This window comes from Olivibacter sitiensis DSM 17696, from assembly GCF_000427965.1.
Taxonomy (GTDB): Bacteria; Bacteroidota; Bacteroidia; order Sphingobacteriales; family Sphingobacteriaceae; genus Olivibacter; species Olivibacter sitiensis.
In genome coordinates this window covers 21,221-33,942 of the sequence record NZ_ATZA01000023.1, presented here as the reverse complement: position 1 = coordinate 33,942, position 12,722 = coordinate 21,221, and the positions used below count along the sequence as shown (strand labels likewise).

Annotated in this window: 14 protein-coding genes; 8 read left to right on the top strand and 6 right to left on the bottom strand. The window is 44.8% G+C overall.

Going from position 1 to position 12,722, the window contains the following annotated elements:
- Positions 1–378: 378 nt before the first annotated feature.
- Entirely contained in the window at positions 379–1,299 is a 921-nt protein-coding gene (locus A37S_RS0112870) for a hypothetical protein (protein WP_028297343.1), read from the top strand.
- Between the two features lie 108 nt (positions 1,300–1,407).
- On the opposite strand, the gene A37S_RS24635 is transcribed toward A37S_RS0112870, so the two are convergent.
- The gene (locus A37S_RS24635) at positions 1,408–2,379 is read right to left on the bottom strand and encodes a DUF4421 family protein (RefSeq protein ID WP_051293139.1); all 972 of its coding nucleotides are present in this window, start codon (positions 2,377–2,379) and stop codon (positions 1,408–1,410) included.
- A gap of 29 nt (positions 2,380–2,408) precedes the next feature.
- Positions 2,409–3,269, bottom strand: coding sequence for a helix-turn-helix domain-containing protein (locus tag A37S_RS0112860; RefSeq protein WP_028297342.1), 861 nt, complete (start codon positions 3,267–3,269; stop codon positions 2,409–2,411).
- Between the two features lie 226 nt (positions 3,270–3,495).
- Here A37S_RS0112860 and A37S_RS0112850 point away from each other — a divergent pair, with 226 nt between their 5' ends.
- Positions 3,496–4,611 (top strand): hypothetical protein, encoded by a 1,116-nt coding sequence (locus A37S_RS0112850; protein ID WP_028297340.1) that lies wholly within the window; start codon positions 3,496–3,498, stop codon positions 4,609–4,611.
- A gap of 269 nt (positions 4,612–4,880) precedes the next feature.
- Here A37S_RS0112850 and A37S_RS0112845 read toward each other — a convergent pair whose 3' ends face one another.
- The gene (locus A37S_RS0112845) at positions 4,881–5,558 is read right to left on the bottom strand and encodes a YceI family protein (RefSeq protein WP_028297339.1); all 678 of its coding nucleotides are present in this window, start codon (positions 5,556–5,558) and stop codon (positions 4,881–4,883) included.
- A 265-nt stretch (positions 5,559–5,823) separates the two neighbouring features.
- On the opposite strand from A37S_RS0112845, the gene A37S_RS0112840 reads away from it, so the two are divergent.
- On the top strand, positions 5,824–6,141 hold the full coding sequence (locus tag A37S_RS0112840; protein WP_028297338.1) for an HPF/RaiA family ribosome-associated protein: 318 nt from the start codon (positions 5,824–5,826) through the stop codon (positions 6,139–6,141).
- Positions 6,142–6,188: 47 nt separating this feature from the next.
- A complete protein-coding gene (locus A37S_RS0112835; RefSeq protein WP_028297337.1) occupies positions 6,189–6,674 on the top strand; it encodes a hypothetical protein in 486 nt (161 codons plus the stop codon).
- A gap of 44 nt (positions 6,675–6,718) precedes the next feature.
- Here the strand turns inward: A37S_RS0112835 and A37S_RS0112830 are convergent, their stop codons facing one another.
- Together A37S_RS0112830 and A37S_RS0112825 are read right to left on the bottom strand one after the other, a co-directional pair.
- Positions 6,719–7,291, bottom strand: a complete 573-nt coding sequence (locus A37S_RS0112830) for a substrate-binding domain-containing protein (protein WP_157278632.1) — start codon at positions 7,289–7,291, stop codon at positions 6,719–6,721.
- A gap of 13 nt (positions 7,292–7,304) precedes the next feature.
- The gene (locus A37S_RS0112825) at positions 7,305–8,105 is read right to left on the bottom strand and encodes a hypothetical protein (protein WP_157278630.1); all 801 of its coding nucleotides are present in this window, start codon (positions 8,103–8,105) and stop codon (positions 7,305–7,307) included.
- 283 nt (positions 8,106–8,388) lie between these two features.
- Here A37S_RS0112825 and A37S_RS0112820 point away from each other — a divergent pair, with 283 nt between their 5' ends.
- Positions 8,389–9,114 carry a LytR/AlgR family response regulator transcription factor gene (locus A37S_RS0112820; RefSeq protein ID WP_028297334.1) on the top strand — a complete coding sequence of 242 codons (726 nt, stop codon included), beginning with the start codon at positions 8,389–8,391 and terminating at the stop codon, positions 9,112–9,114.
- Between the two features lie 10 nt (positions 9,115–9,124).
- On the opposite strand, the gene A37S_RS0112815 is transcribed toward A37S_RS0112820, so the two are convergent.
- Positions 9,125–9,358 (bottom strand): hypothetical protein, encoded by a 234-nt coding sequence (locus A37S_RS0112815; protein ID WP_028297333.1) that lies wholly within the window; start codon positions 9,356–9,358, stop codon positions 9,125–9,127.
- Between the two features lie 86 nt (positions 9,359–9,444).
- On the opposite strand from A37S_RS0112815, the gene hisG reads away from it, so the two are divergent.
- Genes hisG through hisC form a run of 3 tightly spaced genes read left to right on the top strand, consistent with a single transcriptional unit; the run spans position 9,445 to position 12,690 of the window.
- Positions 9,445–10,296, top strand: a complete 852-nt coding sequence (gene hisG / locus A37S_RS0112810) for an ATP phosphoribosyltransferase (RefSeq protein WP_028297332.1) — start codon at positions 9,445–9,447, stop codon at positions 10,294–10,296.
- 19 nt (positions 10,297–10,315) lie between these two features.
- Complete coding sequence (gene hisD, locus A37S_RS0112805) at positions 10,316–11,620, top strand: histidinol dehydrogenase (RefSeq protein ID WP_028297331.1); 1,305 nt, start codon at positions 10,316–10,318, stop codon at positions 11,618–11,620.
- 8 nt (positions 11,621–11,628) lie between these two features.
- Positions 11,629–12,690, top strand: coding sequence for a histidinol-phosphate transaminase (hisC, locus tag A37S_RS0112800; protein ID WP_036602424.1), 1,062 nt, complete (start codon positions 11,629–11,631; stop codon positions 12,688–12,690).
- Positions 12,691–12,722: the final 32 nt, after the last annotated feature.

Sequence of the window (12,722 nt, the reverse complement as noted above, 5' to 3'; positions counted from 1 at the left end):
GTTCGCCTTATACTTAACACCGCAATAACTATTGAAGCGATTGCCCCCAATGCCCCCAATGCAAATACATTTTGATAACCGAATGAATTAGCAATAATTCCAGCTATTGGCGAAGTAATTGCCAATGCAACGTCAAAGAAAGCCGAATAAGCTCCCAGGGTTCATTTAAAATTAACGATTTATAAATAATTTCGTAAAAACAAGAACTTATGTTTGTCCCGTTAAATCCGTAAATGATTACGGTATCCCAAAAATATGCTTTCTTTGATGGGCTGTTCCGCCGGAGTATAGGCGATTGACTAAGCGATAAGGTGGAAGTGCCACTGCTCTTGCTTAAAGAAGGAGAATGAGGTTATTTAAAGTTCAATTTTATAAACGATGAAATCACTTAGAAAAATTTTAGTATTCGTATTGTTTGGTCTTGGTTGTCTTGAAGCATTGTTTGCGCAATCCGCTTTCGAGGGAACCTTGACCACCCGGGTTACCTTTGCAGGTGTGGACATGAGCCCAATCACGGAAAAGATCGATTACGAAAGAGGAGATGTAAAGGAGCAAATGGCAACGCTATATAAATCCATTCCTGCCAAGGATCTTTCCAGGTTGCAGGACATGATGGAGAAAAATCCCATGATGGGATTTGCTTTGGCCATGACACCTCCGCAGGCGACCATCCATGTCAAGGATAAAGTTGCATTTGCGAGAACGAGGGGGCTGGGCTATGAGATCCAGCACTATCATAATGAGCTGACGGACGAGGCACTTCTCTATACTGCTTCGTTGATCCAACCCGACGAAGCAGTAACGGCTTCTTACAAGCCCTCTCAAGGATATGAAGCACTATTTACGGACGACAAGCGCATCACTACGGAAAAATTCAATGTCGAGCACTCACCGCAAACAGCCACGGTTGCCGGATATGCATGTGCCATTTCGACTTATACGCCTAAGTCCCTGCAAGCAGACGCCGGCTCGGCGATGGGCATACCAAGCGTGCAGGTGCATAAGCTGGTGGTCTATACCAGCAAAGACCTTCCAAAAGGTATCAACTTTTCACATCCCTATTACCTGCCAGAAGACCATGGGATCATGCGGATCGATATTTACCTGGACAAAGGAACGGAACCGACTATGGTCTATGAGATGACATCCGTTAAAAAAGCCACTATAGACGACAGTATGCTCGTGCCGAAGAAAACAGAACCTTTGTATGCCCTCACCGATATCAACTATGCAATGAAATTGCTGGGCATAATGATGGGCGGTATGACGGCCTTAGACACGGCAGATGATGATGAATAACATGCGGATGAATTTCAATTATCTCACCAATCCTTTTCGGAGATTCGGGCTGAAATCATCGTGGACGGTGGAATGTTGGTAAGCTAAGATAGCCCATCATACCATTTCTTACTCTTGCTTTTTGAAAATATAGTTTAGTTGCTTTACAAAGGACAGTTGCATGTTCAATGACGTGAGGGTGAACAAATCGTTGACAGGGGCATAGACCGCTTTGTTGTGGATCAGCATGGAAAAAGCTATAGACCAATCATCTTTGTGGTATACGGAGGAGGCTCGTGCCATAACGGTAGGATATAATTTTAATCGTCCCTTTTTCGCCAATTCTGTTTCATTTCCAAAATTAGCTCCCGCAGTAGCCATACCAGTTACAAACCAGTGTTGATCTATCACCCAAGAATAGGCATAGCCGGTATTTATTCCCAATTGCACATTGTTAAATGGCTCAGCGTCCAGCAGTTCCTGGGTACTATCGGGCACCATTCTATGCCAATAAGCACCACCCCCCAACAGAAAGCTCCCGGCAGAAAGCACCTGCTTTTCACTTTGTTCAAACGCCGCTTTTGCTGAAAACTGGTTTCCATTGAAAATATAGGTGTCCTCCATCCCTATTTGCTGTACGGACAATCCTGGATACAAACGGAGTGTATTTTCATCTTCGCTAAAAAAACCGCGATATTTCTGATAGTACAGGTCGATGAGATGATGTCGCCCATAGCTGTGTACCTGCAAATCGACGGCTTTTGTTTTTCCATATTTGTCTCCCTTCAAAGGAACGATGCTATGCCCCAATAGAAAATTGACCATCGTATTTCTGATGCCCAATCCGATGCCGGCGTTGATGGGGTAATTGGGGCTGAAGGTATTATTATCATTTTCCACCTGAAGGGTATTGGTCGATACATATCCCGTAGCCCAAATTATTTGAGGATAGGACCTGATATAGGCCGAGTCCGGTTGTTGGGCAGCGATAGGTACAATCGATAACATGATGTTTATAAAAACAAAAAAAACCGACATTATTTTAGCCCTTAGATTGGCCATAGAAACAGCGATAATATTTCCCTGGATATTCCTTTTCATTTTTAAATCTTACGGATTAAGCTATAACGCTATTTGTAATACTTGGGAGCTACACCCACCACCCTTTTAAAAAATTTACCGAAGAAGGACTGGGAGGGGAAGTTCAATTCATCGGCAATTTGCTGTATGGTCATATTGGTAGACTTTAGCAGTGCCTTTGCTTCCAATGCTATGTAATCGTCAATCCATTCTCCCGCGGTCTTGCCCGTCGCATCCTTTACTACATGCGATAAATAATTGGCACTAAGCTGAAGCTGTACTGCGTAATATTCCACTTTACGCTCAGTTTTGTAGTTCTGGCGTACCTTTTGTAGAAATTTTTCAGCAATGTCCCTGTCCTTGGATAGACCTTCGTCCTTAATGGATTTGTGAAGGAAATACCCTATACCGTAAAAATAAGCGATGGTGAGATGGGTTATGATTTGTAACCGATTGGGGTTATCATCGGTTCTGATTACCTTTCTTACCATATGGCAATAAGCCAGTATCGATTGCAGTTCCTCATTGCCCAATGCCATATAAGGATGGTTCTTTATACTCATAGAGATGGAATGCCCCAACAAAAGATTGAATTTTTCCGTAAACCGTTGTGTCATGAAAATCAATATCCCATTAAAATCATCGCTGCAACTCTCATGTTCAAGTACCTGGCCTGGCACCGAAATAGTCAGTGCAGGGCTTTTAACATGATACTCTTTTAGATCAATTTTTCCTCTCATCTCCCCTTTCAGGCAAATACAGCAAATCGTGCAGTCCGTTTTAAGCGGGTGGCTATGCCCGTCGTGGTTTATTTCGGTTGTTTCATATATATAGATTTCCTGCTCAATTTGGTCTACGTCCGCTCTTTTTTTGAGCGATTCGTAGATATTATGGATGGCAATGTTCCTCATGTCTTTTTCTTTTCGACACACAAAAAAAGACATTTTGCTCGATTTAAAAACAAAATAGCTAAAAGAGAACAATATTATCTAATACTGACCTTTTTTACGTCCATGCACATCTTTACTTTTACCGATATAAGCTGGCACAGCAAAAATTCCAATCCGATATTTCCGTGGAACAATTAGTTTTTTAAGTATTTATGCAACCCAGCAGATAACAAAAATCAGATTTATTATGAACAAGCTCAAAAAGCAAGTAGATAACCCCGAGGTGACTTTGGATATCGAAGCACATGGGATACCCGAAGACGTAAGAGAAGCCGGATTTTTGGATTGGCTATGTTCCGTAGTTGCCTATGGGGATGATGGAAAAATGTATTGGTTCGGTACATCCCCCCTTATCTTGGCTCTTGAAAACGTCGATATGTGGAACCTGGAAATCAGTTGGGAAACCGGGAAAGTCGTCCCGATGCCAGGAACTATTTATAAAATTGCCGATTTTCCGCCCGTTGGTATAACCACCCGCCATAGTTTGCCGGGTGGTTCCCTACAGGTAGAGAGGGCTGTTAACCAAGTAAAAGTTAACTTAGGCAGTTTCCAGGTGATCTGTAAGGACGACAAGACCTGGCATTACAGCATTGAAGACGAGGAAAAAGGCATCAAAGTCGAATTTGTACACCACGGAGCAGGTTTTCCCACTTGGTACGGAAAGGAAAAACCATCGTACCTCACACCGCATAGCATTGCCTATGGATACAATTGGTCGGGTATCGTAGAAGGCAAGCTCTTCATCGAAGGACGTGAAATAAACTTTACGGGAAAGGGTATTCGCGAAAGGTATATTGCGGTTGATTCTTCCGCGGCGGAGATCGGTGGATGGGAAGACTGGATGTGGTTTCATTTTGATGAAGCGTTCGGCAGCATGTATGAAATGAAGCTGGGCAACAAGGATATGTCGCTCAATCTGGCCGAAGAAAACCTGTATTTCCCAACAGGAGATTTCACTATTGAACACCTAGAATGGGCGTACCTTCAGGCCTTGGGGGCATTTATTCCTACAGTATATAAAATTGTGATGGAAGTCGATGCCGGCGTGCTGGAATTTACGGCCAAAGTAGTGGGCGCTACGGTATGGGGCGTTACGGCAAAGTCGCCTAGCACGCCCGTAGCAACCCTGAATTGGGATAAGCTGGAAGGTACCTTTACCTATGAGAATGGCTCGACAAAGAGTTTAAGCGGTGGATTAGGAGGTGTTTCCATTCGGCAAATCAAACCCTATCCGAGCATTTTCGCACCGGAATTAGTTTCAGGCAGCCCTATCTTGAACGAGGGTCGTATGACTACATTGTGATATAGTTTAACGGAACTATCACTAAAAAATCACATGTGGTGGGCTTGACAATTCAAGAAGCTCGCCAATTCACCTACTGATTGCGCGTATTCTGACGGAATGCATTATCGGTCACCGGGTTGGGGGATCAGAGAAAGTAATGGGCTCAAAGCCCATCTTTTTTAGAGCATTAGGAAAAAACAAACCCCATTTTACTGGGCAAAAAAATCGTCCTCTAGTTTGCATAGCAAAACATAGAGGACGATTTTTAAAGTTGAAATTATATCAACTTATTCTTTACCTGCTTCCACAGATATACTTATTTCAATATCTTTACTGATCATCCATTCAGCTGGATCAGCATCAGAAGTACCGAACTTAATACCCCAATCGGCACGGTTTACTGTAAATTTAGCTTCTACAGAAGCCTTGTCGTCCGTCACGGAGATTTTCGCGGGGAAAGAGATATTCAATGTGCTATCAAGCAAGGTCAAATTACCGTTAATCGTCTTGTTTGCGCCTTCAATTGCTCCCTTTGCCGTTGTTTCGTCCAGATCGGTAATCTTGGTAATCTTAAATTCTGCTTTAGGAAATTTTTCAACATCGAAAAAATCTGGATTCTTCAAGTGTGCTTCCAAATCCGACGCTTTTTTGCCTTCTTCTGTCACCGATGCCGAATCGACCTTCAGTGACTGCATGTTTATTACGAAATCACCTGCAGTGATAGCACCATCTTCTACCGAAACCTCACCTGATTGGATAGAAAGGGTACCCCAACGTGGTGCAAATCCACCCTTGTGAAATGCCTTCCAATCCACTTTTGATGCATTCAAATCCACTACATAAGCATCCCCATGCTTTTCGGCCACCTCTTGTTCCTCACTGACGGAAGTGTTTGAGCTATTGCCTCCACAAGCCGCCATCAGAAATGCAAAACCTGCCAATGCTAGTACGCTAATTTTTTTCATATTAAATCATTAAATTATTTTGATGCGAATAACGTAAAATCGATTTAAATGTTCAAACATTTAAATGTCAAATTTATTTTTTGGGTACCTCTAGCAAGATACTAAAATCATGTTTTCAAAATTCACTATTGCGGAGATCGCAAATCTCTATTGTATCACCTAATTATATGATAGTGCTCATTTATCAGGGTAAAATGACCCGTTAATTGCCTTAAGATTCCTTATAATCCCATCTTATTCGTATTATCGCAAAAAAAAACTAATTATGACGATACAAGTTAATTCAGACAAGAATATCCAGGCAAGTGAAAGTTTTATCACCAAGATCACCGAGAGCCTCCATGATTCTTTATCCCGCTTTGACGAGTTTATTACTCGTATAGAGGTCTTTTTGGCCGATGAGAACAGCGAAAAGCAAGGGAGTAACGACAAGCGCTGCACCATCGAGGTACGCATAAAAGGTCAAAATCCAGAGGCTGTTGTAGCAACGGCAGACGATATCGGCCTGGCCCTGAAGCAAGCCACCGAAAAGGCATTTCAACTGGTCAAGACACGCACCGATAAGTTGAAAAGCCATTCATAGATTTCATGGACTTATTTTCCTTCCCAATAATATTTTGCATATAATAGTTGGGAAGGAAACTCTTAAACCCGCACAATAATTACATCTCAAGCTCGGTTTCCTGCGGTCGGGAGATCATCCCACGAAAAGATATCCATGTACCGGAAAGGGCCACTCAACTACTTGTCCGCTTCACCTGTTGTGAAATAGATGAGCGCACCTGCGATGTTCAAGCGCACATCTCCGCTGCCCTATCAATCCCCACCCGAACGAACAAGGAAGAAACAAGCAAGCCCAAAAAACTAAACATTCCCCTCCCCCATGCGGAAGGCAGGGTACTGCTCGTGGTGATCACCCTACAAATGCGCCTTGATAGAGGCAACAGCTCTTCCGAAGACTTCCTCACGGCAGACCGGAAGTACTATGCAGGTGAAGTGCTGCAAGTAGGGTATGTACGAGATGGGGTATGGATCACCTGTGAAAAAGCCAAGCCCACCCACCCTACCCAAGGAGCCTATTTGGATGATCAAAGCAACATTCAATGGGAGGAATAGGGGCCCTATGACGGATAGTGTGGGCAGATACCTGGCTGACAATTTTATGAGCAATCATCCAACAACTCACCCAAGATGTGCTTGCGCTCCATCGCATTTCCAAATAGGTGCAAAAATCGTTCATGGTAGTCTTCTGGTACGGGAACAAATGCTTTCACATGCTTTGCTTCCATCCACCCGTTCCTGGCAGCATAAAACGCCTGCTTATGGCTTCGGTGTAGGCCAAATAGTACAGAAGCAAGCTTTAGTCGCATAGGTTCCGGTAGTTTCCGATTAACCAACACAGGCCCTAAAGGTATTTCAAGAGATTTGGACGCCTTCCAAACTGCTAGTGGCTCCATCTGCTGCCTCACCGAATCCGAAGCTAGCAACAGGTATCCAAAGGTGTTGATAAAAGCGACATCTACTTCATCCTGCTGAATGGCTTCAACTAATGCCTGCACGCTCGGGTAGCTTATTACCGTGGCGGTATTATAAGTTGCTGCCGCTAACGCATTGGCGGCCGGAAGTACATTCCCCACCCTGTCGTCATCCTCATATCGATAAGTGCCAAAGCGCAACTGCGCCGTTGCCGAAAGCCCCATACAAAGGAGCATTGGGATCAATACTGATTTCATCTTTAATGTCAATTTATTTGTAATTCTTTAAGGCCTCCAAAAGCGTTCTATAGTCTTTTCGCGTCAAACCATGACCGTCCGTAATGTCCCACAACGCATCTTGTATTAAAACGTATATCTTCTGCCATTCGGGCAATTCGTAATCGGGCTCAAACGTATCTTGCGGGTTATAATGCCGCGTAAGCCGAAGCTTAGGATAGTCTTTCAACAAATCCAACAGTTTACGAATATTGACATCCGACGTAATGACACTGGGCATATACATGTTTTTCCCTATAGGATAGTCGCGCGTATCCGTTTCTTGGTTTTCCTCCCAAGGAAAGGCCATGGAATAGTTGAGGCATCCCAACCCCAAGTAAATAGTAGTAGTATCGGCCATGGGGCTTACCCCACCGTAGGTAGGCGGGATAGCGATGCGCACAGCCGAGGTCAGTATGCCATTCTGCGTTTTTCCTTCATGCCTGAACAGGCAAATAAGTCCGCTGGGTATTTCCAACTGTATAGTAGTATCCCCCCTGTTCACGAAACTAAGATCGGCATAAAAGGTATTGAGGCTACCATATAATAAGCCTAGATCTGGGTCGAAAGACTTAAATGGCCGTGTTACCAACTCAATCCCATCTGGCAAAGAAAAAGTCTCTCCCAGAGGCTGCCCCTCCGCATTGCCTATGCCAGGCCGATCTTTTGAGGACCCAATCACTATATCCCAGTCGTTTCCCACATCGTCCGGATCCAAATCTTGGGAAATCTCTCGGTCACTACACGCCCAAAACAATAAAAACAACCCTAAAAAACACCAAATTATTCTATTCATAATAATCGCAACTTATAAACTTCACTCATCGGTTTCGCAACCAATTCTACCAAGACACTGTTCTGGTCCTTGGTTCAAATTGCGTCAAAACTAATTTTTCGAATATCTTTTCCCTAAATATTTCGACCAACCGCAATATTTTGCCAACAAACACTCCCTTTAGATCGATGGGGGTAACTAGTCAATACGCAGGAAGCAATAGATGATTCAATTCCTGACAAATGTCAGTTATAAACAAGGCACCTTAGCCCTAACTTTGTAGGAAAGTAAAGCCGACGAAACCATGAGAAAGCCTACATTATTGTTAGTTGACAAGGATGATCTAGCAAGAAAAGAATTACGTGAAGCGATGAGGTCTCTATCCTACACTGCTATATGGGAATGTGCCAATGGTCTGGAGGCCATTAAATACATAGATGCATTACAGCCTGATGTGGTATTTATGGACATCATGTTGCCTGGCAAGAGCGGATTTGAAGTATTGAAAACAGTTGAACATACCCCGTCCGTGATCTTTACCTCCAATAGCCCAGAACATGCCGCCCAAGCATTTGAGTACCATGCCATAGACTACTTGCTCAAACCCCTCACGTTCCAGCGGATACAAGACGCCCTACATAAATTTGAGCAAAGAAATAGGCCTTTCTTCGAAGCAAACAGCACAGGGAAGGCGGCACATGTGTATCCGTCCCGCATTTTGGTGGAAAAGTCAAATCGATTGGTCAGTGTTCCCGTCAATCAGGTCACGCACCTAAAGGCAGATAGAGATTATACATGGATATTCACCATCAATAAAGAATCATATCTGAGCACCAACGGGATCGGGCAGCTTGAACACAAGTTAGACCCCAAACTTTTCATGCGCGTACACCGGTCCTATATTGTCAACATCGACTATATCCAAGAGCTCTATCGCGATATAAGCAAACTCTTTGTGGCATTGCCCAATGACGTCGAGATCAATATAGGCAGGAACTACCTGCCTGCCGTCAAGGAACTGATGTTTTAAATCGCAGCGCCTACGCTTGACCTGAAATCCCTATTGCCTCAAGAGCTGGAGCATAAGACAAGATTTTCAAAAAAAATTTTGCACAAGTGGTATCATTGTTTACATTTGCCATGCAATGATCCAAGTCTTCACACATCATACCCATATCCATCATCGCCATTGTGGCGATATGATATAAGTATGTTTCTACGTGAAGCAGAATACCCCCCAACGTTTTAATTTTAATTTTGTTAATTTTTATCATCAAGCATAGGCTTTTTTGATTCTGGTCCCTACTTATCAAACAAGTAATATCAGGTATTTGGAATCAGAAAACCAGCAAAAACAACAATGGAAACATTAAAGATAGCGATTCAAAAATCGGGCAGACTAAACGAAAAATCAGTCGAACTACTGAAAAAATGCGGGCTCAATTTCGACAACTACAAGAGTTCCCTCATGACCACGGCCTCCAATTTTCCACTGGAGATATTGTTCCTCCGAGACGATGACATACCAGAATACGTACAGGATGGCATTGCCGACCTAGGTATCGTGGGCGAAAACGTGATAGACGAAACCGAGGTATCGGTCACCTACCTGCAGCGATTGGGATTTGGCAAATGTACCTTAAAGATTGCCGTTCCCGCCGATAGCAAGGCTACCATCCTCCAAGACCTCGAAGGCAAGTCCATCGCCACCTCCTACCCCGTCATCCTCCAGAAATTTCTCGACAAGAACAAGGTCAATGCCGATATACGCACCATCTCCGGTTCGGTAGAGATAGCACCGGGACTTGGCCTTAGCGATGCGATTTGCGATATCGTTTCTACTGGCAGCACCTTAAAAAGCAATGGGTTGATACCTTTTGCCGATGTGGCCAAGTCTGAAGCCATACTCATCGGCATGAACGGCATTGCCAAAAATCCCATCGTGATAGAACTATTGCAACGCATCCAATCGGTCTTGAAAGCACAGGAAACGAAGTACGTTGTTCTTAACACCGACCGGAAAAACCTGGACGAGATACTGGCCTTGCTACCGGGCGTCAAAAGTCCTACGGTGGTGCCCCTAGCAGAAGAAAACTGGGTGGCCGTACACACGGTGATACCCGAGGCCGATTTCTGGAATAAGATAAATAAACTAAAAGCGATAGGCGCACAAGGGATACTGGTGATGCCCATAGAAAAAATCATTCTGTAAGCTTTAATTTGCGAGCGTTATGTTAAAGAGTTATTCATTCAACAACTTGTTGCCAAGTGAGATAAAAGAGCTTACTTTGCGCAATGTGGACGCATCGGAAGAGATTGGCCATAGAGTAAACGTCATTATAGACGAGGTAATGGCAAAAGGAGATGCCGCCTTGCGGGACTATGCGCAGCAGTTTGACGGCGTAGTGCTGGAACAGCTTTACATAGAACAGGATGAGATAGATGCCTTAGCCGCCACCTTGAACAGGCTGGAGCAACGCGCACTGGAAATCGCCTTCAACAATATCCATCGTTTCCATGCCGCTCAACTGCGTAAGGAGAAAAAAATAGAGACCATGCCGGGGGTCAACTGCTGGCGTGAGCCACGACCTATTGAGAAGGTAGGCCTATATGTCCCCGGTGGCACGGCCGTACTGCCCAGTACTTTCCTCATGTTAGGTATTCCTGCCCGCATAGCGGGATGCAAGGAAATCGTTGTCTGCTCGCCGCCGCAAAAAGATGGCAAGGTAAATGCGTATCTAGCATATGTAGCAAAGCTTTTGCAGATAGACCGCATCTATCTGGCAGGCGGTGCACAGGCCATCGCCGCCATGGCATATGGCACGGAAAGCATCCCTCAAGTGAATAAGGTATTTGGCCCAGGCAATCAGTATGTCACAAAGGCAAAAACGCTCCTTCAGTCGCGCATGGGGTTGGCCATTGACATGCCCGCTGGCCCATCGGAAGTGCTGGTCATTGCCGATGCCTCTGCCAATGCCCGCTACGTAGCGGCCGATCTATTGGCACAGGCCGAGCACGGGGTAGACAGCCAGTCCATATTGGTCAGCACGGATGAAGACCTGATAGCGGCCGTCAACCTGGAGCTAAGAACGCAATTGTCCGTCCTAGCCCGAGCTTCTTTTGCCCAAAAGGCACTTGAAAACTCCTACTCGGTATCGTGCGACACCCTAGCAGACGCCATACACTTCAGCAACGAATATGCACCTGAACATTTGATTATCCAAAGCGACAACTGGGAGGAAATTGTTCCAAAGGTCGCCAATGCCGGCTCCGTATTCCTTGGACACCTTACCCCAGAGAGCGCGGGCGACTATGCCTCGGGTACTAACCATACCCTACCGACTAGTGCTTTTGCTAGGGCCTATTCGGGCGTATCTGTCGATTCTTTCGTCAAGAAAATCACGTTTCAGCACATAGACTCCAAAGGGATACAACAAATTGGCTCCACCGTAGAGGTATTGGCAGAGATAGAAGGATTGCAGGCGCACAAAAATGCAGTAAGCATCAGGCTTCAGGACATAAAAGATAAGAAATAAGCAAAACGATGAACACAGCAACTTTCGACCTCAACGCCCTCTTGCGGGACAACATAAAAAAACTTGTTCCATACTCATCCGCCCGCGATGAGTTCAAGGGAGAGGCAAGCATTCTACTAGATGCCAACGAAAATGCCTTTGGTTCGCCATTGGCCACCAATTACAACAGGTACCCTGATCCGCTGCAGTGGAAACTGAAAAACAAAATTGCCGAGATCAAGCAAGTTGCATCACAGCACATCTTTTTGGGCAATGGCAGCGATGAGGCCATCGATATCCTCTATAGAGCATTTTGCCAGCCTGGAATAGACAATGCCATCATTGTACCCCCCACTTATGGCATGTACGAGGTATCGGCTCATATCAACGACGTAGCGCTCACAAAGGTCAACCTCACGCCTGACTACCAATTGGACACAGAAGGTATTTTGGCAGCAGCAAATGCCCAAAGCAAACTCCTATTTATCTGCTCGCCAAACAACCCCACTGGCAATGCCGTAAAGCAGGCCGATGTAATCACCTTATTGGATCGTTTCCCTGGCCTTGTGATTGTAGATGAAGCCTATATTGATTTTGCCGATACGCCCTCCTTCATCTCTCAGCTCAATCAATATCCCAATCTGGTGGTCATGCAAACTTTTTCAAAGGCTTGGGGCTTGGCTGCCTTACGCCTTGGGATGGCCTTTGCCAGTGAAGACATTATCCAGGTATTCAACAAGATAAAACCTCCCTACAACATCAATCAAGCCACGCAGGAAATAGTCCTACAGGCCTTGGACAACAAGGAACAGGTAGACTCTTGGGTGAAACAAACCGTGGAGGAAAGAGAAAAGTTGGCTACGGCATTAATGTCGCTCGATTTTGTGAGCCAAGTGTACCCATCGGACGCCAATTTTATCTTGGTTAAAATGGATGGTGCCCGAAAGGTATATGAGACCTTGGTGAATAAAGGCATCATCCTCCGTGACCGCTCAAAAGTGGTGCTCTGCGATGCTTGCCTGCGTATTACCGTGGGTACGCCTGAGGAGAACGAGGTATTGTTGAAGCAATTGGAAGGAATAGGACTGTAGAGAGGAAAGGTTTAAGACAGAAATGCCAGACG

Bases quoted from the DNA above. Each gene is read 5' to 3' on its own strand.
- hisG (WP_028297332.1), top strand. From the start codon at position 9,445: ATGGAAACATTAAAGATAGCGATTCAAAAATCGGGCAGACTAAACGAA.
- A37S_RS0112820 (WP_028297334.1), top strand. From the start codon at position 8,389: ATGAGAAAGCCTACATTATTGTTAGTTGACAAGGATGATCTAGCAAGA.
- A37S_RS0112840 (WP_028297338.1), top strand. From the start codon at position 5,824: ATGACGATACAAGTTAATTCAGACAAGAATATCCAGGCAAGTGAAAGT.
- A37S_RS24635 (WP_051293139.1), bottom strand. From the start codon at position 2,379: ATGAAAAGGAATATCCAGGGAAATATTATCGCTGTTTCTATGGCCAAT.
- A37S_RS0112830 (WP_157278632.1), bottom strand. From the start codon at position 7,291: ATGAAATCAGTATTGATCCCAATGCTCCTTTGTATGGGGCTTTCGGCA.
- A37S_RS0112845 (WP_028297339.1), bottom strand. From the start codon at position 5,558: ATGAAAAAAATTAGCGTACTAGCATTGGCAGGTTTTGCATTTCTGATG.
- A37S_RS0112870 (WP_028297343.1), top strand. From the start codon at position 379: ATGAAATCACTTAGAAAAATTTTAGTATTCGTATTGTTTGGTCTTGGT.
- A37S_RS0112815 (WP_028297333.1), bottom strand. From the start codon at position 9,358: ATGATAAAAATTAACAAAATTAAAATTAAAACGTTGGGGGGTATTCTG.
- A37S_RS0112850 (WP_028297340.1), top strand. From the start codon at position 3,496: ATGAACAAGCTCAAAAAGCAAGTAGATAACCCCGAGGTGACTTTGGAT.
- hisD (WP_028297331.1), top strand. From the start codon at position 10,316: ATGTTAAAGAGTTATTCATTCAACAACTTGTTGCCAAGTGAGATAAAA.
- A37S_RS0112860 (WP_028297342.1), bottom strand. From the start codon at position 3,269: ATGAGGAACATTGCCATCCATAATATCTACGAATCGCTCAAAAAAAGA.
- A37S_RS0112825 (WP_157278630.1), bottom strand. From the start codon at position 8,105: ATGAATAGAATAATTTGGTGTTTTTTAGGGTTGTTTTTATTGTTTTGG.
- hisC (WP_036602424.1), top strand. From the start codon at position 11,629: ATGAACACAGCAACTTTCGACCTCAACGCCCTCTTGCGGGACAACATA.